General features: G+C 73.6%; 19 protein-coding genes. 16 read left to right on the forward strand and 3 right to left on the reverse strand.

All coding sequences use genetic code 11. The annotated features are described in order from the left end of the window. Positions 1 to 105 precede the first annotated feature (105 nt). Complete coding sequence (locus AB0I89_RS01125; RefSeq protein ID WP_357118150.1) at positions 106 to 1053, forward strand: DUF559 domain-containing protein; 948 nt, start codon at positions 106 to 108, stop codon at positions 1051 to 1053. A 75-nt stretch (positions 1054 to 1128) separates the two neighbouring features. Here the strand turns inward: AB0I89_RS01125 and AB0I89_RS01130 are convergent, their stop codons facing one another. From AB0I89_RS01130 to AB0I89_RS01140, 3 genes are all read right to left on the reverse strand, one after another. Then, on the reverse strand, positions 1129 to 1596 hold the full coding sequence (locus AB0I89_RS01130) for a hypothetical protein (protein WP_357118153.1): 468 nt from the start codon (positions 1594 to 1596) through the stop codon (positions 1129 to 1131). 15 nt (positions 1597 to 1611) lie between these two features. Then, the gene (locus AB0I89_RS01135; RefSeq protein WP_357118156.1) at positions 1612 to 2115 is read right to left on the reverse strand and encodes a hypothetical protein; all 504 of its coding nucleotides are present in this window, start codon (positions 2113 to 2115) and stop codon (positions 1612 to 1614) included. A 61-nt stretch (positions 2116 to 2176) separates the two neighbouring features. After that, on the reverse strand, positions 2177 to 2944 hold the full coding sequence (locus tag AB0I89_RS01140) for a hypothetical protein (RefSeq protein ID WP_357118159.1): 768 nt from the start codon (positions 2942 to 2944) through the stop codon (positions 2177 to 2179). 230 nt (positions 2945 to 3174) lie between these two features. Between AB0I89_RS01140 and AB0I89_RS01145 the strand changes: the two genes are divergently transcribed. The 15 genes from AB0I89_RS01145 to AB0I89_RS01215 all read left to right on the forward strand — a co-directional run bounded on the left by AB0I89_RS01145 (position 3175) and on the right by AB0I89_RS01215 (position 19484). Beyond that, positions 3175 to 3624, forward strand: a complete 450-nt coding sequence (locus tag AB0I89_RS01145; protein ID WP_357118162.1) for a ribonuclease domain-containing protein — start codon at positions 3175 to 3177, stop codon at positions 3622 to 3624. A gap of 36 nt (positions 3625 to 3660) precedes the next feature. Continuing rightward, a complete protein-coding gene (locus tag AB0I89_RS01150) occupies positions 3661 to 3963 on the forward strand; it encodes a barstar family protein (RefSeq protein WP_357118165.1) in 303 nt (100 codons plus the stop codon). 127 nt (positions 3964 to 4090) lie between these two features. Then, complete coding sequence (locus AB0I89_RS01155; protein WP_357118168.1) at positions 4091 to 5056, forward strand: hypothetical protein; 966 nt, start codon at positions 4091 to 4093, stop codon at positions 5054 to 5056. A 35-nt stretch (positions 5057 to 5091) separates the two neighbouring features. Then, on the forward strand, positions 5092 to 6261 hold the full coding sequence (locus tag AB0I89_RS01160) for a hypothetical protein (RefSeq protein WP_357118171.1): 1170 nt from the start codon (positions 5092 to 5094) through the stop codon (positions 6259 to 6261). A gap of 16 nt (positions 6262 to 6277) precedes the next feature. Then, on the forward strand, positions 6278 to 6706 hold the full coding sequence (locus AB0I89_RS01165; RefSeq protein WP_355051244.1) for a hypothetical protein: 429 nt from the start codon (positions 6278 to 6280) through the stop codon (positions 6704 to 6706). A gap of 28 nt (positions 6707 to 6734) precedes the next feature. Further along, on the forward strand, positions 6735 to 6989 hold the full coding sequence (locus tag AB0I89_RS01170; protein ID WP_355051243.1) for a hypothetical protein: 255 nt from the start codon (positions 6735 to 6737) through the stop codon (positions 6987 to 6989). 2 nt (positions 6990 to 6991) lie between these two features. Beyond that, a complete protein-coding gene (locus AB0I89_RS01175; RefSeq protein WP_357118174.1) occupies positions 6992 to 10213 on the forward strand; it encodes a hypothetical protein in 3222 nt (1073 codons plus the stop codon). Next, on the forward strand, positions 10210 to 11685 hold the full coding sequence (locus AB0I89_RS01180; RefSeq protein ID WP_357118176.1) for a hypothetical protein: 1476 nt from the start codon (positions 10210 to 10212) through the stop codon (positions 11683 to 11685). The genes AB0I89_RS01175 and AB0I89_RS01180 overlap by 4 nt, the downstream gene beginning before the upstream one ends. A 2-nt stretch (positions 11686 to 11687) precedes the next feature. Further along, the gene (locus AB0I89_RS01185; RefSeq protein WP_053659787.1) at positions 11688 to 12188 is read left to right on the forward strand and encodes a hypothetical protein; all 501 of its coding nucleotides are present in this window, start codon (positions 11688 to 11690) and stop codon (positions 12186 to 12188) included. After that, the gene (locus tag AB0I89_RS01190; RefSeq protein WP_357118179.1) at positions 12188 to 12835 is read left to right on the forward strand and encodes a hypothetical protein; all 648 of its coding nucleotides are present in this window, start codon (positions 12188 to 12190) and stop codon (positions 12833 to 12835) included. Before AB0I89_RS01185 ends, AB0I89_RS01190 begins: the two co-directional genes overlap by 1 nt. Then, positions 12832 to 14859: a hypothetical protein gene (locus AB0I89_RS01195; RefSeq protein WP_357118182.1), complete on the forward strand. Its 2028-nt coding sequence runs from the start codon at positions 12832 to 12834 to the stop codon at positions 14857 to 14859. The genes AB0I89_RS01190 and AB0I89_RS01195 overlap by 4 nt, the downstream gene beginning before the upstream one ends. Positions 14860 to 14869: 10 nt before the next feature. Continuing rightward, positions 14870 to 15193 carry a hypothetical protein gene (locus tag AB0I89_RS01200; RefSeq protein WP_357118185.1) on the forward strand — a complete coding sequence of 108 codons (324 nt, stop codon included), beginning with the start codon at positions 14870 to 14872 and terminating at the stop codon, positions 15191 to 15193. 1 nt (position 15194) lies between these two features. After that, a complete protein-coding gene (locus AB0I89_RS01205) occupies positions 15195 to 15698 on the forward strand; it encodes a hypothetical protein (protein WP_355051237.1) in 504 nt (167 codons plus the stop codon). Further along, positions 15691 to 17127 carry a baseplate J/gp47 family protein gene (locus tag AB0I89_RS01210; protein WP_357118189.1) on the forward strand — a complete coding sequence of 479 codons (1437 nt, stop codon included), beginning with the start codon at positions 15691 to 15693 and terminating at the stop codon, positions 17125 to 17127. Before AB0I89_RS01205 ends, AB0I89_RS01210 begins: the two co-directional genes overlap by 8 nt. Before the next feature lie 11 nt (positions 17128 to 17138). Further along, positions 17139 to 19484, forward strand: a complete 2346-nt coding sequence (locus AB0I89_RS01215) for a hypothetical protein (protein ID WP_357118192.1) — start codon at positions 17139 to 17141, stop codon at positions 19482 to 19484. The last annotated feature ends 11 nt before the right edge of the window (positions 19485 to 19495 follow it).

Raw genomic sequence — 19495 nt, forward strand, 5'->3', positions numbered from 1 at the left:
ACCACATCGAGGCGCGGTCTGGGACGTCGTCCACAGGAGTGCGCGCTGTCCACAGGGTCGCGTGCGTGGCCGGTGTGCCGGGGCGCGGTACGGCAGGTTCGTCCCATGGACTCGCGGCTGTGCGCGCTCGTGGCTTCCGGGGGTGGGGTGTGCACCTGGCGGGAGATGGTGCGGGCGGCACCCGAGTGGACGGTTCAGGCCGCGTGCCGGGCTGGTCGGCTGGTCCGGGCGCTGCCCGGGGTCTATTTGGACGCCACCCTGCTCTCCGGGACGAGCACCGCGGAACCGCTCCTGGCCCGCGTCGAACCCGAAGTGGCGCGGCGGGCGGCTCTCGCGTACGCCGACGGTCGGGGTGCGCTCTGCCGGCTGACCGCGCTCGACGTGTGGGGCCTGCGCCGCCAGCCATCCGGCGAGCCGGTGTACGTCGACGTACCGATCGGCTCGGGTCTGCGTGGCCGGCCCGGGTTGATTCTCCGACACCGCACGGGATTCGCGGCCGAACCGCCGCAGGCGGTGGTACGAGGTGGGTTCCCCGTGACGCGACTCGACCGGACCCTGGTGGACTGTTGGCCGCTGCTGCCACCGGGCGACCGCCCCGGGCCGGTCATCCGCGCCGTCAATGACCGGATCACCACGTCACAGCGACTCGTCGCCGCCCTGGCCGAGGAGCCCCGGTTGACCGACCGCGCGGCGCTGCGTGGCCTGGTGGACCGGCTCGCCGCCGGCTGCCGTAGCCCGCTGGAGATCTGGGGCCACGATCACGTGTTCACGGGGGCGGGCATGCCGGCGTTCGTCCGCCAGGCACCGGTGCGAGTCGGCGGTCGGACCATCTACCTTGACATGCTCGCCGAGGCCGAGCGGGTCAACGTCGAGCTGGACGGTGCCACCAGCCACGGTGACCCGGCCGAACGCGAGATCGACCTCCGCCGCGACGCCCTGCTGGCAACCACGGGAATCCTCGTCGTCCGCTTCACCCACCGTCGCCTGCTGGCGAACCCCGCCGAGGTCCGTCAGCAGACCCTGGCGATCCTGGCCAGCCGCCGCCCATCCTGACGATCACTTGATGGTGACCAGTTCTCCGGCACCTCTGACAACTGGTCACCATCAAGTGATCATGAAAAAGCCGCGTCAGGGGGTTGTGGCGAAGGCTAGGGCGCCGCAGGCGGCGATCAGGAGGAACAGGGTCAGCAGGATGAGGCTCACGATCGCGCCGGGGCGTTGGATGACCGGCTTGCCGGGGTCGAGGGGCGCGGGCAGGTGCGCCGCGACGCCCGGCGTCGGCTGGGGCGGGGCGAGCCGCAGGATGCGCCGCAACCGGAAGCGGTCGAAGCCGAGGAAGATCGGAATGCCGATGATGCCGATTCCCCACCAGCCGGCCAGCAGGGTCTTGTTGGTGTGGTGGCGGTACAGCGAGAGGCCGCAGGCGCGGCACATCCAGCCGCGTTGGGAGGAGACGACGTACAGGATCACGATGCTCGTCATCGACTGGAACGAGACCCGCGCGGCGGGGTGACTGCCGCAGAACTGGCACTCCCCGTCGGCGGGTGGCCGCAGGGCAGGGGGTGGCACGGGCGCGGGAGTGGGCATTGTCGACATTGATGGCTCCGAGACTCAGGCGGCCGGCGTGGGGTAGCGGTCCCCGCCGTACTGGCGCAGCGCGGCCGCGACCTCGTCGCGCGACTGCCGGGTGTTCCGCAGGTCGGCGACGCGGTAGCCGCGCAGGCCGGTCAGCTCGACGTCGGGCGGCACCGCGCGCTGCGTCTGGTCGGCCACCCAGACGGTGAGCATGCTCGGCTTCTCCAGCTTGCCGGCGTTCGGCTTCTTCTCGATCGCCACCCGGGTCACCTCCGACCACCCGAACTCGGTGGTGTTCGGTCCCTTGGTCCAGGTGATGCCCTGCTCACCGATGCGGACGGCGAACGCCTCGCGGCTCTCCCGCACCGCGCCGAGGCCGCCGATCAGGGCCAGCGCCGCCATCGCGTACCCGACCCAGTTGCCGAAGGTGAACTCCTGGTTCATCATCGCCAGCAGTTCCGGCGAGAACAGCAGGACGACGGCGAGGACCAGCAGCGCCGGGCCCTTCGCGTACGGCTTCCAGTTGCGTTCAAGTTGCATCGTGCGTTCCTCCCCCGTGCCTTCCCTGGTGGAAGGACGGGAGGATGCTAACCAGTCGCGATCAAGTTTTGGTGACCCGGTGGTGAAGAAGGTCGCCGATCCAGCGCGCGGCCTCCCGCTGGGCGGCGAGCAGGTGCTCGCGGGCGTCCGCCATCTCCTGGTCCGCGTCCTCGTCAAGGCGGTCGCCGAGGATCGTCGCCCACCGCCGGCTCAACTCCTCGGCGTACGTCGCCCGGCGCATCTGCTCGTCGAACTGGTACTCCATCCGCACCATCGCGTCGACGTGGGGTCGTAGCGCCGGCATCATCCGCTCGTCGAGGCGTACGGCGGCGTCGGGTCGGCAGGTCACGAGGACGTCCCCGCGCCGGTAGGACCACTCCGGGTCCTCGGCGAGCGCCCGCTGCAACGCCACCTCCAGGTCGGCGGCCCGGTGCGGGGGCAGGTCCCGGGCGGCATCGGCGGCGAGCCGGGTCAGTCGCTGGACGGCGTTCGGCTGGAAGTACCCCACGTACCAGTTCAGCACCTCGGCCCGCAGGCTCGCCGGTGACGACCAGGCGAAGGTGGCGCGGACGTAGAACGAGTAGACGTACCCCTGCGCGGGCACCGCGATCAGCCGGGGCGCGTCGCGCTGCTCGACCAGCGGGCCGGGCGGAGACGGGCCGGCGCCGACGGGGGCCTCGTCCTGGAGCGCGGCCACCAGCCGGTCCCACGTGCGCGCCCACCACCGCCAGCCGCGCACGCTGCCGTTCCGGGTGATCCTCAGCGCGCGGACGACCCGCTGCCGCCACAGATCCGCGGGCCTCGGTTCCTGCTCGGGAGCGTCCGTCATGGCACCCCTTCACGGTCACGGGTCCGCGCGCCCGCAGCTCACGTTAACAACGGATGACCGAAATGCCCGCCGCCGCGCCGATGTGCGACACAATGCCGGTTGCCCGCGGTTCACCGGGCATTGTGGAGCAGTTGGGCCGGCGGGACTGTCGCCGACCGCGGGCAACGGCCAGACTGAGCGCGACCTGCCACTCACGTTGATCGATGGATCGGATGGTCTGGAGGCAGCCTGTGTCCACCCTCGTGTCCCCGCTTGCCACGCTCGGCGCGATCCGCCGGCGTACCACCACCCTCGCCCTGCTCCTCGCCCTGGTCGCCGCCGCGCTGGTCGGCCCGTCCGTGCTCACCCCACGGCTGACGGACTCCGCGTCGGCGGCGGTCTACAGCTCCTGCACCATCAGCCGCTGCGCGGACGCGCGCACCGCACGTTCCGGCTGGTCCGCCAAGGGCTTCCCGACCAGCCGCGGCTGGTACTCCTGGAGTGGCGGGCTGTCCAACTTCGCCGGTGGCCGGTTCTACAACTACGAGGGTCAACTGCCCACGAACGCCACCTACTACGAGTACGACGTGTACCCCCGCACCCAGGGCGCGGCCCGCGACGCGTACCGGATCGTGGTGAACCGCAGCACGGGCGTCACCTGGTTCTCGCCCAACCACTACACCGACTTCTACCGGCTCTGACCGACCCGGTGGCCAGCCGGTCCAGGAGGCACCCGCATGGACGACGCTGAGCAGGTTGGCGCGGTGGTACTGGCCGGGGCGGCGGCCCGCACCCGACCCGCGCTCTTCGCCGCGCTGGCCGAGGCGCTGGCCCTGCCGGCGTACCTGGGCGACACCTGGGACGCCCTCGCCGACGTGCTCCGGGACCGGCTGGACGCCGGCCCGCTGGCCCTGCTGGTCACCGACGCCGGTCAGCTCCTCGCCGACGAGCCGCCCGGCCAGCACGCGCTGCTGAGGGCCGTGCTCGACGACCTCGCCAGCACCGCCCCGCACCCGCTGCGCGTGGTCCTGCGCCCCTGAGGTCGCGATCGGTCACCGGTCGGGCTGCCGACAGTTCGGCCGGTGACCGGTGCGGTGACGGTGGCGGTGACGCTCGGGTGACGGCCCTTTCGCGATCCTCGTGCCGGACCGGGCGGTGTGCGCCGGCGTGGGCAGCGGGGAGGCCGCAGCGGTGGACTTCGTCGACGGTGTGCTGGTGCGGTTGGCCGACCCGGGCACCCGCGCCGCGCTCTTCGACGACGCCTCGCTGGCCCACCTGGTCGAGGCCGCGTACGACACCGAGGCGATGCCCGTCGCGCCCCCGTACGCGGCCGTCTTCGACGAGCTGACCCTCGGCTTCGCCGCCGCGCCGGTGACCCTCGCCGAGGGGGAGTGGCTGGGCGAGGGTGGCACGGCCCGTACCGAGCTGCGCGTGCGTCTGCACGGACTCGGCGGGTCGGCGCTGCGCATCGACGCGCTCTGGCGGGGGAGCCTCGTGGTGCGCACGAGCGCCGCCCGGGACCGGGTCGAGGACCTCGACGTGGCGACGCCGGCCTTCGACGTCGACCCGCAGATCATCGCCGACCTGGGCGCGTTGCCGGCCGATCCGACGCTGCTGGAGACCGAGCGCCGTACCCGACTGGTGGCCCGGCTGCGGGCGGGCCTGCACCAGCCCGCCGCCTTCACCGACGCGCACCTGGACCGGCTGCTCGCCGGTGTCGGCGCGGCGAACGCCGGTGACCTGGTGGACCGGATGCGCGGGCAGGCCGCCGGCGCGACCGTGCGGCTGCGCTACGCCGCGCCGCCGGCCACCCCACCCACACCCCGCCCGCTGCCGTTCGCCGCCGCCGTGCTGGTCCGCGACCAGGGTTTCTCCCTGGCCGACCTGCTCGTCGAGACGCGGCTGGTCCGTGCCCGCGCCGAGGAGCTGGGGCTGGACGTGCCCGCGCCGGAGGACGTCCGGCGGCGACACCGGGTGGTCGCCGTGTGGGTGGTGCCCGTCGAGACGTTCGACGACGACGGCTGGCCCGGCGGTGACACCGGCACCGCCGCGCAGAAGCGGGCCGACCGGTTCGCCCGTGCCGGCCAGTGGCTCGCCCGCAGCGGCATCGGGCTCGCCGCCGTCCCGACCTGAGATCAGACCAGCAGCAACTTCGTCCGGGAGGACCCGTGGCACCGACAGCAGCATTCCCGTTCATCGAGGTCCGGATCGTGCCGCCCCCGGCGCCGCTGGCCCAGCGTTCGCCGGGCGTCATCGCCGTGGTGGGCAAGACGCCGTCCACGGCCGACGGTGGGTCCGCCCCGGCCAACACACCGGTCCGGATCGAGACCCTCGACGACGCGGTGACCAACTTCGCCCGCCGACAGGCCGGCAACGTGGTCCGCAACGCCCTCTACAACTCGCTCGAACTGGCGTTCCTGCAGGACCCGCGCCCGGCCAAGGTGTACGGCGTCAAGGTCGCCGGCGACGACTACGCCGCCGCGCTCAGCGGTCTGGAGGCCGCCGACGACGTGACCATGGTGTCGCTGGCCAACGAGTCGACCGTCGGCAACCCTGCCGGCGCGGGCGCGCCCACCGGGCTGCACGCGCTCAAGGCGCACGTGGAGACGATGTCCGCTGCCGGCCAACGCCGCATCGGCTTCGCCATGGTCAACCCGGCGACGGAGAAGAGCCCCACCTACGTCACCGACATCACCACCGCCGCGAACCCGCTCAAGAGCAGCACCAGCCGGATGCTGATGATCGCCGCCCGGGGCGCGGACGGCGACGCGGCCACCGCCGCCATGGCCGCCGTGGCCGGGCTGCCGGTGCACCACAGCATCGTGCTGAAGAAGATCCGCGGGGTGGCCATCCCGGTGGCCAAGCAGTACAGCCCGGCCGAGATCAAGGGTCTCTCCGAGGCCAACCTCACCCCGATCATCGACCCCACGTTGATCACCGGCGAGAGCCTGCACTTCGCCGACGGGCGGCTCTTCACCACCGACGCGAGCCTGCTGCACGTCGACCTGGTACGCACCCTCGATCAGATCGAGTTCATGCTCCGCGCCGGACTCATCGGCCTGGTCGGCGACGCCCGCATCACCAAGCCGGGCATGACCCTGCTCAAGACCCAGGTGGACGGCATCCTCGGCCCGCTCAAGCGGCAGGCCGTGATCGACGACTACCGCATCGAGATCCCCGTGCTGGACATCCTCACCATCCCCGAGGTCGCCCGTACCGCCACCGACACGTCGATCGTCACCACCGCCCGGGCCGACCGCACCGTCGACCTCGTCGTCACCGTCACCTACGGCCCGGCCGTGAGCCGCCTGCTGGTCACGCTCGTGGCCAAGTTCTGACCGGAGGAACCAGACCATGGAGTGGAAGACCCGCCTCGCGGTGCAGTACACCAAGGGCACCGAGACGGTGTTGATCAGCCCGATCGACTCGTTCAGCCCGTCCTTCTCGCTCAACGTCGAGGCGCTGCACTCGTGCGAGGTGACCCACATGGGCGCCATCCACGCGCCCGTGTCGATGAACTTCACGATGACCGTCAAGGCGATCGGGGACGTCGCCGGCCGGCTCACCAAACTGGCCCTCGACGGCGAGCTGTTCGACATCGCGCTGCTGGAGCACACCGGCGACGACTGGGCGTTCTCGTCCTTCGTGTTGCAGGACTGCCTGATCACCAGCGCCACCCCGACCACCGCCACCATCTCCGGCGCACCGGCCGCGACGTTCAGCGGCTTCAGCCTGGCGGCCTCGGTCGACCCGAAGACCGGCGACCCGTCCGTCCTGCCGTAATTCCACCAGGATCAACCGGAGGTAACAGATGGCGACCGGAGCTGGCCGCGCCGCCCGGGTCACCCGTACCGGGCTGGCCCTGGTGCACGCGGGTGAGCTGGTGTTGCCGGCGGCCGGCAGCGAGGCCGAGGCCGAGCAGGTGGCCGAGGACGATCGCGCCGTCATCGCGTACCACTTCCCGGTGGAGATCGAGGTGGTCGCGGCCGGCGGCGCGTTCGACGCCGACGCGCTCGCGGACCTCGCGCTGGCCCGCCTCGCCGAGCACCTGGACGGGCGGTTCTGACGGTGGCCATCTCGGTGCACGTGCCGGTGCGGATCCGGCTGGACGCGCGGTCGGTGACCGAGCGGCCGGAGGCCGTCACCGACGCGCTCGCCGCCGCCCTGGCCCGCGCCCTGGAACGCTCCCGCCAGGAGGCGGTCGCGCCACACGGCGGCTACCTGGAGGTACGCACCGACGCGCCGGAGTTCCGCTGGACCGGCGCGGCCCGGGAGCACGTGACGCCGGACGAGCGGCGTGCCTTCGAGGCCCGGCTGCGCCGGCGCGTCGACGAGGTCGTCGCCGCCGCGCGGCTCGACCCGGGCCTGCCGCCCGGGGTGCCCCTGCCGCTGAGCGAACCGGCCACCGAGCTGTTCGACCCGCAGCGGATGCGCCACCTGCTCGCCGTGTACCGGGTGCCGTCCTACGACGCCGGTGGGGACGCCGCCGAGGTGCCGGTGGACGGCCCCGAGCCGCCGCGGGTGACCTACCAGTGGCTGCTGCGCCCGGCCGCCTACCTGGCCGGTCACTTCGCCGAGCTGGCCCGCGAGGCGGTACGCCAGCACGGCGGCCTCCCGTCGGGCGCCCCGCAGGGGATCATCGCCCGGGTCATCGACGTGGACGGCCGCCCGGTCTGGGCGATCATGGTGACCACCACTCCACTGTCGGTCCTGACCTTCGAGCAGTTCGGCGAGACGGTGTTCCGGGCCACCCCGCAACCCCACTTCGAGGTCGAGGCGCGGGTGCCCAGCCCGCAACCCGGGACGGTGCAGCGGCGGCCGGTCGCCGACCGCAGCGCCCTGGTCGCCATGGTGGACGAGGAGTTGAGCGGCGACATCCGGCGGCGGCTGCGGATCGCCTCGCCGCGCGGCGAGACCACCAGCGTCGAGGAGTACCAGGCGCAGATCGAGCGGGCCGTCGACGCCGAGGTGACGCGGCGGGTCGACGCGATCCTCGCGTCGGTGGGCGGGGCCACGCCGACCAGCCTGGTGGTGGTCGACATCGGCGGCGTCTCCCTGTTGCTGGTCAGCACCGAGGAGACCGACGCCACGCTGCACTTCACCGGCACGGCCAACCTGTTGCCGATCAGCGTCGAGCAGCGCCCGGCCGCCCCGCCCGATCCGAACGCGCCGTCCGGCGGCGGGGCCGGCACGGGCACCGGAGTCGGCACGGGGAACGGAGCCGGCGGCGGAGCGGGCAGCGGCCCGGGTGGCGGTGGACCGGGCGGAACCGGTTCGGGCGGCCTCGGCACGGGTAGCGGTCCCGGTGGCGGGGCCGGTGGCACCGGCGACGGTGGCACCGCCGCCCGGCGGGGCGGTTTCGTCTTCGACCCGAGCAGCCCCAGCGCACCGCCGGGCGTAGAGGGGCGGCGGTTCCCCGCCGTCGGGGCGGGGCACTCCACGATGCCCGCCTGCGCGTCGTTCAACGGGGAGCCGGAGCTGGCCGCGCTCGGCCCGGACGGCGACGAGCTGCGCCGACTGATGGACGACATCGCGTTCCGGTTGCAGATGGGCGAGCCGTGCCGTTACCCGGCGAACTTCTGCCTCCAGGCCGCCGCCGTGCTGCGCGGCCGGGCCGCCGCGATCAGCCTGCTCGTCGGCTCGGCCGAGCGGGAGGCGTTCACCCGGCCGGTGCCCGAGGGCAGCGGGCGACTCGGCCCGCTGGACTTCCGACCGGTCGCCTCGCCGGCCGTGCAGTTCCTGCGTCACCTGGCCGGCGTCGTGCCCCGCCTCGACCATCTCGCCCAACTCGTCATGCGCCGCTACCGCCAGCCCGAGCACTTCGCGCGGATCCAGGGCGGCTGGATCGACACGTCCGCGTCCTGGAACCTGCACTTCGTGCAGGCGCTCAGCCCGGCCGTGAACGCCGCGGTGGGTGAGCTGTTCGTCGTCGGCAGCCAGGCCATGCTGGTGCAACTCCTGCTCAGCTCGCGCAACGGTATCGAGGCGCGGATCGCCCGCTTCGAGGCGTACGCGCCGATCTTCGAGCGGTTGATCGTCTCCCAGCTCACCGACTACGCCGAGTTGCAGGGGCTGCGCGAGCGGCTGCGCCGCCACGAGGCCGCCCGGTGGACGCAGGAGCACACCGACGCCGGCGGCGGCGCCGTCGCCACGCTGAGCGTGCTGAACCCGTCCACCGCCTGGTACGGGGCCGCCCGCGCCATCTCCAGCGGGTTCCTCGCCGCCGAGGCGGCCCTGACCAGCCCCGGCGCGGCCGGCGAGATCGTCGAACGCGACGGCGTCACCCGCATCCGCGACTCGCACGCGGTGCTCTGGACCCTGGCCGAGATCGAACAGGCGCTGGTTATCCAGCGCGGCGAGGCCGAGGGCGTCGACCCGCTGGTCAAGCAGATCAGCGACCTGCCCGACGTGCTGGCCCGCTTCGCCGGTAACCGGTCGGCGATCCGCGACGAGCTGTGGCGGGTGTTGCAGGACATGCGACGCCACAACACCGAGATGCTCGGCCGCGCCCGCACCGACGCGCACTTCGCCTTCCGGTCCAGCCGGATCAGCGAACACATCCCGTCGGCCACCATCGCCGGCGGACGCTACGCGTTGCAGGGCATCCACCTCGTCACCCACCAGCAGCTCGGCGAGTTCTTCGGCGGCAACCCCTACTACGCCAGCGGCGTCGACAGCCTGTTCAGCACCGAGCTGGGCCGGGAGGCGCTGAGCGCCTTCGCCGTCATGGTGGGGATCATCGCGCTGTCGCTGCTCTGCCCGCCGCTGGGCTTCGTGGTCGGGGTCGCCGTCGCCGCCGTCGACGTGGCGCACGCCCACCAACGCGAGCGCCTCTACTCCTCGATGCTGGACCCGGAGCTGGTGCTCACCCGCACCGAGATCGAGGTCGAGCTGTTCGCCGCGTACCTCGGGTTGGCGATGTCGCTGATCCCGGAGGCCGGCACCATCGGTGGCGCGGCCGTGCGCGGCGGCCGGGTCGCGCTGCGCTTCGGCGTCCGCGCGGGGCTGCGTGCCGCCCGGGGGTACGTGGTACGCCGGGTCACCCGACAGATCGTCGAGGCCGCGTCCCGCGACCTGCTCCAGGGGTTCCTCACCGAGATCCTGCTCAACGAGGTGCTGGAACGCGTCGTGCAGAAGCTGATGGAGCCGATCCTCGCGTACGTGGAGCGCGAGGCGATGCTCAGCGGCGCCGTCGGCGGCCCGGAGGGCGCCCGGTTCATCCTCATGGTGCTCGACTCGCAGCCCGGCGGTGCCGCCGCCGGCCCGCGCGTGCCGGTGGTGCGGCCGTGACCGGGCCCCGCCGGTTCCGCGCCGGCCGGTTCCTCGACGCCGCCGCCGTGCACGCCGCCGCCGACGCGAACCCCCGGCTGCGGCGCTTCATGCGGACCATCGCCGAGCACAGCGAGGCCGGTGAGGTGCGCTCCCGGCGGCTACTGGAACACCTCATCCGCCGCATCGTCGACGACGTCGGCGACCTGCACCTGGGCAACGCGCTCAACCGGCTGGAACGCATCGCCGTGCTGCGGGACAACATCGCCGCGATCCTCGACCACGTGCTGGAGGGAGGCACCCTGCCCGAGGGGGTGCGGGTGGCCACCCTCGGTGAGTACTTCGACCAGCTCAGCACCGAGATGCGCGAGCTGAGCCGACCCCGCGAGGGCATCGTCGGTGACGCGCCGCTGCGGCTTGCCGACGACGCGGGCGCGTACGCCGACTCGCTGCTGCGGGAGTTCGACGGCGGCGGCGCGGCCGGCCGGCACGTCGAGCCGGCCGCGATCGTCGGTGACGCGTTCCGGGCCATGCCGGCGGACCGGCAGGCGGCGCTGCGCCGGGCCGCCGAGCTGGAACCGGCCGCGCTGTGGCGCGCGGTCGCCGCCGAGAGCGAGGCCGGCAAACGGTCCGCCGTCGCCGACCTGCAGACCCGCCTCGGCGGCCGGCTCACCCCCGACGAGCTGGCCCGGCTGCGCACCGCCGTCGACGACCTCGGCCGGGCCCGCTCGCGTGGCCTGCAGATGAGCGACGCCCGGCTCGCCGACGCCCTCGCCCGCATCGGCGATCCGGACCTGCGGGCCGTGGTGGCCGGCGGTGACGTCTGGCTCACCCAGCAGCTCGCCGTGCACAACCCGGAAGCGCTGGCCACCCTCTGGCGGCGCTTCCGCGACGGGGGCGGACGCGCCGACGACGGTCCCGGCTTCCGCGCCTACCTGCGCCACGACATGGTCACCTACGGCCGGGGCGTCCTCGGCGAGTACAGCGCGGCGTTCTCGCTGAGCAGCATCGAGCTGTTCCTCAAGGGACCGGACGCCAACGTCAAGGTCGCCGGCACCGACCTCGTCGGCATCGGGCACGACGGCTGGGTGTGGCTCCTCGACGACAAGTCGCACCGGGCCGCCAGCGTCAGCGGCGTCAGCGCGCTCACCGACAACCTCGTGGCCAACCTGCGCCGCGACGCCGCCGACTTCCGCGACGCCATCGCCCGCCTCCAGCGCGACGACCCCGGGTTCACCCCCGACCCGCGCATCCTCGACGCGATCTCCCGGATGGAGGACGCCGCCGCCGAGATCGACCGGATCAACCGGCGCGGGTCCGCGTCCACCCGGCCCGCCCGGATCAGCGCGGCCCTGGCCGAGCGCCGGCTGCGGCTGCGCGTCACCAGCGCCGCGGGCGAGGTCCGCGAGATCACCCAGGCCCTGCGCGACCTCGGCCTGGCCGTCGAACCCACCGGTACGCCGGTGCCGCTGCCACCCACCGGAGGACGCTGAGCATGGCGATCACCAGCAGCTTCATGCGGTACGGCACGGTGCCGTCGGCGATCATCAGCGACGGGGTGCTGCCCATCCCACTGTGGGCGGTCACCGCCATCTCCCTGGCCCAGACGTACCACCTGCCGCCGATCGGCTCCACCGCCCACAAGGCCATCGTGGCCACCCACGACGACACCATCACGCTCACCGGGGTGCTCGTCGGCGCGGAACGCTACGCCTGGAAGTTCGCCCTGGAGACGATGGCCGAGGCGAGCAAACGCGGCACCGCCCTCGCCGCGTACTCCGGTGGGAAGTTCGGCGGGCTGATCCTGGTCACCTCCATGACCATCCGCACCGACATGCAGGTGCAGTCGCTGACCTTCAACGCCTCGGCCGCCCGTCGCGACGTCCTGGACACCACCATCACCCTCGTCCACGTGCCCCGTCCCAGCCTGCTCGGCAAGCTGCTCGACGTGGCCAGCATCGGAGTCGGCGCGCTCGCCGACGGGTTGGGCAACTGATGCCACCATTCCCGATCGACCGCTACCTGCTGCCGGAGACACCGATCGAGGTGCCCGACGGGTTCACCGAGGTGCGCCAGGGCCTGACCGCCGGCCTCCCGCACCGCGTCGAGCTGGGCGCGGGCGTGCACGCGGTGCTGATCCTGCCCACCGGCCTGGCCCGACAGTGGCTGTCCACCGACCCACTCGCCGTGGTCAGCAGCTCCGCCGACGACCTCGCGCCCCGACCCACGCCGACGGCCACGTCCCGGCCACCGGCGCTGGTCGGTCGGGTGCCGCTGCGTCTCGTCGTCCGCCAGGGCACCCGCATCCTCGGCTCCGTGCCGCTCGCCACCGGCCTGCGCCGGGTCTGCCCGGACGCGGGCACACCGACCGCCCCCGGCGTCACCCCGGTCGTCGTCGAGGTGCTGGTGCTGGCCTGGCTGCTGCACGCCGGGACGGTCCGCGGCTCCGGCGACTACGGCTCCTACCTGACCATGGCCTGGCGGCCCGCCGACCGGGCGGTGGACCAGTTCGGGCCACCACCGATCAACGAGTTCGTCTGGCGTCGCCGGCCGCCCGCGCAGCGCGTCGAGTCCGACCTCGGTCCCGCCCGGCTGCGCTACCGCTACCTGCTCGACAAGAAGATGCGGAGGGTGCTGCGGTGACGCTCACGCCGTTCCAGACCGGCCAGGTACGCCAGGGCGCCGTCGGCAACGACGCCGGCTGGACCATCACCTTCCACCGGGAGACCCCGACCGGCATCAGCCCGGACGCCGCGCTCACCCTGTCCAGCGCCGACTACTACGCGGCCATCGACGCCGCGCTGCCCGACGGGCTGGGCCCCGGCGCGTACACGGTCACCGTGCAGGGGCTCGTCGACGAACACTTCGCCGCGCTGCGCACCGCCGAGGGGCAACCGCCGCTGGTGGCGAAGCTGCACCTGTACTGGCGCGACGCCAACACCTCCGTCGGCGCGTTCTTCACCAACCTGGTCGGCGTCAACGCCGGCCCGACCCCGGCCGAGTTGACCCAGGCGCTGGTCGCCGTCCTGCGGGTCACGAAGGTGCGCCGGCTCACCGGCGAGCGGACGTACGACACCGAGCTGACCCTCGTCGAGCAGGCGTACGCCCGGCTCGGGCAGCGGGTCGCCGAACGGTTCGAGGCGGCCACGTTCACCGCCGCGATCCGCGCCATCGGCGAGCGGACCCGGGTGGACGTGACCGGATGGGGCGCCAACCCGGACGGCACGATGACCCGCGGCGCGACCGAGGCGGCCGGCGACGAGCGGGTCGCCTTCGGGGCGGGGCTGCTCTACCGCGCCGCCCTGGAACGTCTCGGCGGCGCCTTGCAGCAGTCCCTCAACGCGTACGGGCGGGGGATGCTGCTGATCCGCGACGGCACCGTGCACGTCGGCAAGCGTCCCATCCCGTACCCGGAGGGCGAGCCGAAGCCGCTGACCCTCGCCACCGGTCTGCTGGCCTGCACCGAGAACGGCACCCAGGACACCGACCCGTACGCGGCCACCGAGACCGGCGGCACCGCCGCGCCGCGCCGCCGGGCGTGGACGCTGACCCTCAAGGGCCGCCCCGACCTGAAGCCCGGCGACCTGGTGCGCTTCGATCCGCCCCCCACCGACGAGGCCACCACGCTGGGCAGCGTCGGCGCGGCGCTGCTCGGCTCGTTCGCCGCGCCGTTCGCCCCGTCGACCGGGGAACTGGGCGCGGGGTCGAAGCTGCTCTACCTCAGCGCCGCCCGGCACACGCTGTCGCGTACCGCCGGTTTCGTCACGGTGGTGCAGGGCGTGGAGGTCGCGTCGAGCGCCCAGGCGTGGGACACCTGGAGCGACGCGTCCGGTGTGGGGACCGCCGAGCCGGCCGGCCCGGCGTCGTCGCCCGGGGTGGCCGCCGCCGAGGCGGTGCGCCGGGCCGCCCGCGCGGCCCGGGGTGAGACGCGCGGCCTGGAGATCGGCGAGGTACGCGCGGTCGCCACCAACGCCAGCGGCGCGGTCGAGCCGCCCGCCCAGACCGAGACGGTGTGGGAGGGCCTCGTTCGCCCGGACGGCCGCCCCAACGGCTCCCGCCGCCTGCCGGTACGCCGGCAGCAACCCGCTCCGCTGCCCGGGGTGACCTACCTGACCCCATTCGCCTGGGGCGGGTGCGGGCTGATCCTGCCCCGCTACCCGGGCACCCGGGTGGCGCTGGCCTACCGCAACGGCGCACCGGACGACCCGGTCGAGGTGGGCGCGCTCTGGCCCACCGGGCACGCCCCGGTCTCCGAGCCGGGGGACTGGTGGCTGTCCCTGCCGGTCGGGGTGGCCGACAGCAGCCGCTCATCCATCGCCGACACGGCAACCCCCGCCGACCACGACGGCAAGGTGGCGCACGACCTCACCGACGGCGACGGCAACCGGGTCATCGAGCTGGGCGAGCTGACCGTGCGGGTGGGTCGGGCCCAGCTCAAGGGTCGCGGCCAGCGCCCGGCGCGCGCCGACGAGGCCGACAGCATCACCATCGAGCACGCCGCCGGCGGGTCCTCGATCGTGATGAAGCAGGACGGCTCGATCACCATCACCGCCACCCAGATCGACCTGGACGCCGGCAACGGCGCGGTGAACATCAGCGGCGGCACGGTCAGCATCGCCGCCGACGACGTCGACGTCCAGGTCAGCAACGCGATGAACGTCCACTGAGGAGAGCGACATGGTATTCGTGCTCACCACGTCGAGCGACGTGCACTGCCCCAACCAGGGGAAGGTCTCTCCGACCGGGCAGGGCAAGCTGACCGTCGACCACAAGCCGGTGGTCCGCCTCGACGGCGTCAACGGCAAGTCGGTGGCCGGCTGCACCATCACCACCAGCAACTCCACCAAGCAGTGCAGCACGGTGACGTCCGCGACCGGGGCGGCCGGCAAGCTCACGGTCGGCGGGGCCGGGGTGGCGCTGGACTCGCTCAGCGGCGCCACCGACGGCTCCAGCCCCGGACTGTCCGCCAGCGCCGGGCAGAGCAAGCTGAAGGCGGCCTGAGGTGGACCGCACCGAGCGCGAACGGCAGGCCGCCCAGCGCCGCTACCTCGGCTGGGGCCTCGCCTTCGAACCCACCATGCCCGGCGTCGACCTGGCCCGGGACATCGTCTTCGACGACGGACCGAACGGCCGGACGTTGGCGCTGGTCGAGGGCACCGGCAACGTGGCGCAGAGCCTCGCGGTGGCGCTGACCACGCTGCGCGGCTCGAACGTCTTCGACGCGACGTTCGGCTTCGACGGGCTCAACGCCCTCGCCGAGCAGATCGAGCCGAACCTCATCCGCGAGCAGGTCCGCATCGGCATCATCACCCTGCTCGACCGCGATCCGCGGGTCCGCAAGATCGTCGACGTGAACCTCGACGACGGCCGGCTCGGCGCGGGCCGTGCCGACGACGCGTCGGCCGCCGCGCTGCGCGCCTCGCGCACCCTCCAGGTCCAGGTCCAGTTCGAAACCATCACCGACGACCGGCTCTCGGTGCGCCTCGGGGAGCTGCCAAGTGTCTGACCCGACCCTCCCGGCCGAGCTGGCCGACGTCCTCGCCGTCGACGCCGCCGCGCTGCGGGCCACCGGCTCGACGGGCTTCGGCATCGTCGAGACCGGCTTCGTGCCCAAGTCCTTCGCCCGGCTGCTCGCCGAGAAGCTGGCCACCGCCCGGCTGCTCTTCGGCGAGGACGTCGACCTGACCAGCGGCGCGGTGCTGCGCAAGGTCCTCGAACTCGCCGCCCTGGAGGACGCCCGGATGTGGGCCGCGCTCGGCGCGGTCTACGACAACTCCTTCGTGGTGTCCGCGACCGCCGACGCGCTGACCCGCCTCGGCGAGGAACTCGGCATACCCCGGCCGTACCTGCCGGCCCGGGGGACGGTGAAGCTCAAGCTCAAGGCCGCGCTGCCGACCGGCCACCCACAGCTCACGCTGCCCCGGGGCGCCCGACTGTCCACAGCCGGCGGGCACCACGTGGCCCTGGACGAGACAGTGGTGCTCTCCGCCGCCGTCGGTGAGCGCGAACCGGCCGTCGCCGCCTTCTATCCCGGCCCCGCGCACAACCTCGACCCCACCCAGCCGCAGCAGAAGATCGACCGCTGGAACCGCGCCGACACCCTGCTGGCCGACCTGGACGACGCCGAGCAGGCCGCCGGCAAGGAGCTGGTCGAGATCACCCACACCGTCGCGCTCACCGGCGGCGAACAGCAGGTCTCCGACGCCCGCTACCGGCAACTGCTGCTGGCCGCGCCCCGCTCCATCTGGACGGCCGAGGCGATCGGCCTCGCGGTGGCCACCGTGCCCGGCGTACGCCAGGTGCAGGTCTTCGACGGCCGGGGCGGACTGGACCTCAACCAGTCCATCTTCGGCAACTTCAACTTCATCGAGCGGGTCTTCAGCACCGAACGCGACCTGGGCAACCCGTACTACGTCACGGTGCTCGTCGCGCCGACCGCCGCCGCCATCTGGGACGGGCCGGACGGCCTGCACGCCGCCGTCGAGTCGGTCATCGAGGACCTGCGCCCGGTGGGCATCTTCGCCTCGGTGGACCGGGCCGACGAGGTCGGCATCGGCGTCGAGGCGGACCTGGTGATCCGGGGCCTGCCGCTGCCCACCGGCTCGAAGGAGACGATCAACGCCTCCACGGCCGCCACCGAGCTGCGCGCCCGGCTGCACGCCCGGCTGCGCCGGTACGTCGACGAACTGCCCTTCGGCGAGCCGGTCCGGGCCGCCGAGGTGATCTGGACGCTGATGAACGAGCCGGGCGTCGCCGACGTGCGCAACCTGCGGCTGGTCCGCTTCCCGGCCGACTCGGCGGTGGTGGTGACCGGCAGCGCGCCCACCGGCGACGGGGTGCAGCGGCTGCCGGTCGGCGACAACGCGGTGCTCGCCGCCAACCAGGTGCCCGTCTACGTCGACCGGGACGACCCCCGGCCGTTCCGGATCGTCTGAGCGGGGGCGCGATGACCGACATCCGGGTACCCGTGGACGGCGTCGACCCGTCCGTCGAACGCAACCTGATCGACCAGTTGGAAGGCCCCTACCCGGGAACCGTCCGGCGGGTCGTGGTGCCGCTCGCCACCACCGGTGCCGCCGCCGTGGACTGGACCAGTCGGCATCCGCTGCTCACCGTCGTGCTGCGCCGCGACCTGGCCGAGGAGACCGTCCGGGTGACGGTCACCGTCGACCCGGGCGGCGCGGGGCAGCGGGTACTGCCGCCGGTGGTGTTCGCGCCCTGGTCCGCGGAGGGCGCGTCGGTGCCGGCGTACGTGCCGGACACCGCCGACGAGCCGCTGGTCGCGCCGTTCGCGGTCGCCGTGTCGGCCGAGCGGGCCGTCGAGGGCACGGCCGCCACGGCGGTCACCGGCACCGCGCTCCCCGCCCTCGTCGAGCTGGCCGTGGTCGAGGGCAACCTGGGTCGCCTGCTCTACCTGGTGTCGTACGAGAAGCACCGGCTGCGTCGGGCGGCCCGGGAGGTGCACGCGTACCGGACCCTGGCGCACGCCCGGCGCGACGCGCTGGACCGGATCGGCGCGGACGTCGGGGTGGCCCGCTTCGTCGACGAGCTGGTGCACGAGCCGACAAACGGCGAGGTGTACGCCCGACGCCTGCCCCCACCGGCCCGCGAGCCGGACGACGCGTACGCCCACCGGCTCGGGCTGTACCGGCGGTTCCTGCTGCCCACCCCGGGCGCGGTACGCCGGCTGCTCAACGGCCCCGGCGCGGACACCGACCCGAACACGGGCCTCTTCGCCGACCTGCCCGGCGGGGCGCGCTTCACGCTGCGCGAGGACGACGACCAGTTCGCGGTGGCGGTCCGGCTGGTCGCCGTCGGTGACCCGCAGCACCGCAGCAACTTCCTCGCCCAACTGCGCCGCGACCGCCTGGTGTTGCCCGCCAACACCCCGCCGAACAACACCGTCCACGCCGGTCGGGCGTTGCCGGCCAGCCGCCTCGCCGAGGTCACGGCGCTGCGGGCGAGCCTGCGTCAGTCGTACACCTTCGACAGCTCGCACGGCATCGCGCCGCCGCTGGCGACCGCCCTGGACCGTGCGGGGCGGGTGTGCCGGGCGCTCGGCTCGACGATCGTGTGGCAGGTCAGCCGCGCCCAGGACGACGCCGGTGGGAGCCGCTACGAGTTGGGTCTCGGCGTCGACGTGAGCTGGCCGACCCCGGCGCAGGCCACCGACCTGCGTAACCGGGTGCTGGACACCGGCCGGACGGTGACCGCCGACCGGACCGCCGAGGCGCTCATCGTCGCCGCCCGCGCCGCCGGCGTGCCCACCGTCTCGGCCGACGGCGAGCTGGCCTGGCTGTGGCGGGTCTGCGGGTTGCCGACGACGCACCGGGTCAGCACCACCGTGATGTACCTGTCGCACCTGCCCACCCGGGGGCTCGCGGTGACCGCGCCGCTGACCGCCCCGGTGGGCGTCGACGCGCCGGTCGAGGCGCAGTTCCACGCGCCGGGCGACCCGGGTGGCAACGCCCTGCTGCTGGCCGGTCTGGCCGCGGCACGCACGGCCTGGGTGGCTGCCGGGGAGACGGCGTGGTCGCCGTTGACCGACGCCGCGGCCCGCACCCGGTGGGCGGCCGTGCCGACCCGACCGGCCGGGCAGCCGGTCGACGCGGTCCTCGCCGCCGCCGGCCTACCCGCGGTACGCGACCCGGTGCCCGTGGTGGCCGCGCTGAACCGCCTCCCCGACGAGCTGGTGGAGACCATCGAACTGCCGGCCGCGCTGGCGTCCGCGCTGATCGCCGGCCAACCGGCCGCCGCCGACCGGCTGGCCCGGCTGGTGGGGCTGCTGCGCGACCAGCACCTCGCCGCCGTGCTTCCGCTCGTCGAGACGGGCAACCGGGTGCTGCTGGTGTGCGGCGTCATCGGCCTGCCGCAGGCCGGGGTGAACCTGAGCGAGCGCCGGGCCACCGGGTTCCGCTGGTACACGGTGGGACTCGGCGGCGGCACGGCGGAGATCAAGGCGGTCGGCGCGCGGACCGCGCTGCGCCCCACCCACGCCGGCCTGGTCGCCGTGGTGGCGCTCTCCTACGTGCGGACCGGCCGGACCGATCCGTACGAGTTCCGGGTCGAGCTGCCCGACGGGGTGACGTTGACCCTGGAGCAGTACGAGCGGCTGATGAACACCCTGACGAGGATCTGCCCGCTCGGGGTGGAGATCAACACCTTCGGCATTCGCCGTGACCACGTCGACCTCGACGACGACGGGACGGCCGAGCCGCTGCGCCCGGCCGTCGCCCGGACCTTCCGCACCTTCCAGCAGCGCCGGCACCGCGGCGTGTACGACCAGCTCTGAGAGGGACACCA

This window comes from Micromonospora sp. NPDC049801 (assembly GCF_040656575.1).
Lineage (GTDB): Bacteria > Actinomycetota > Actinomycetes > Mycobacteriales > Micromonosporaceae > Micromonospora.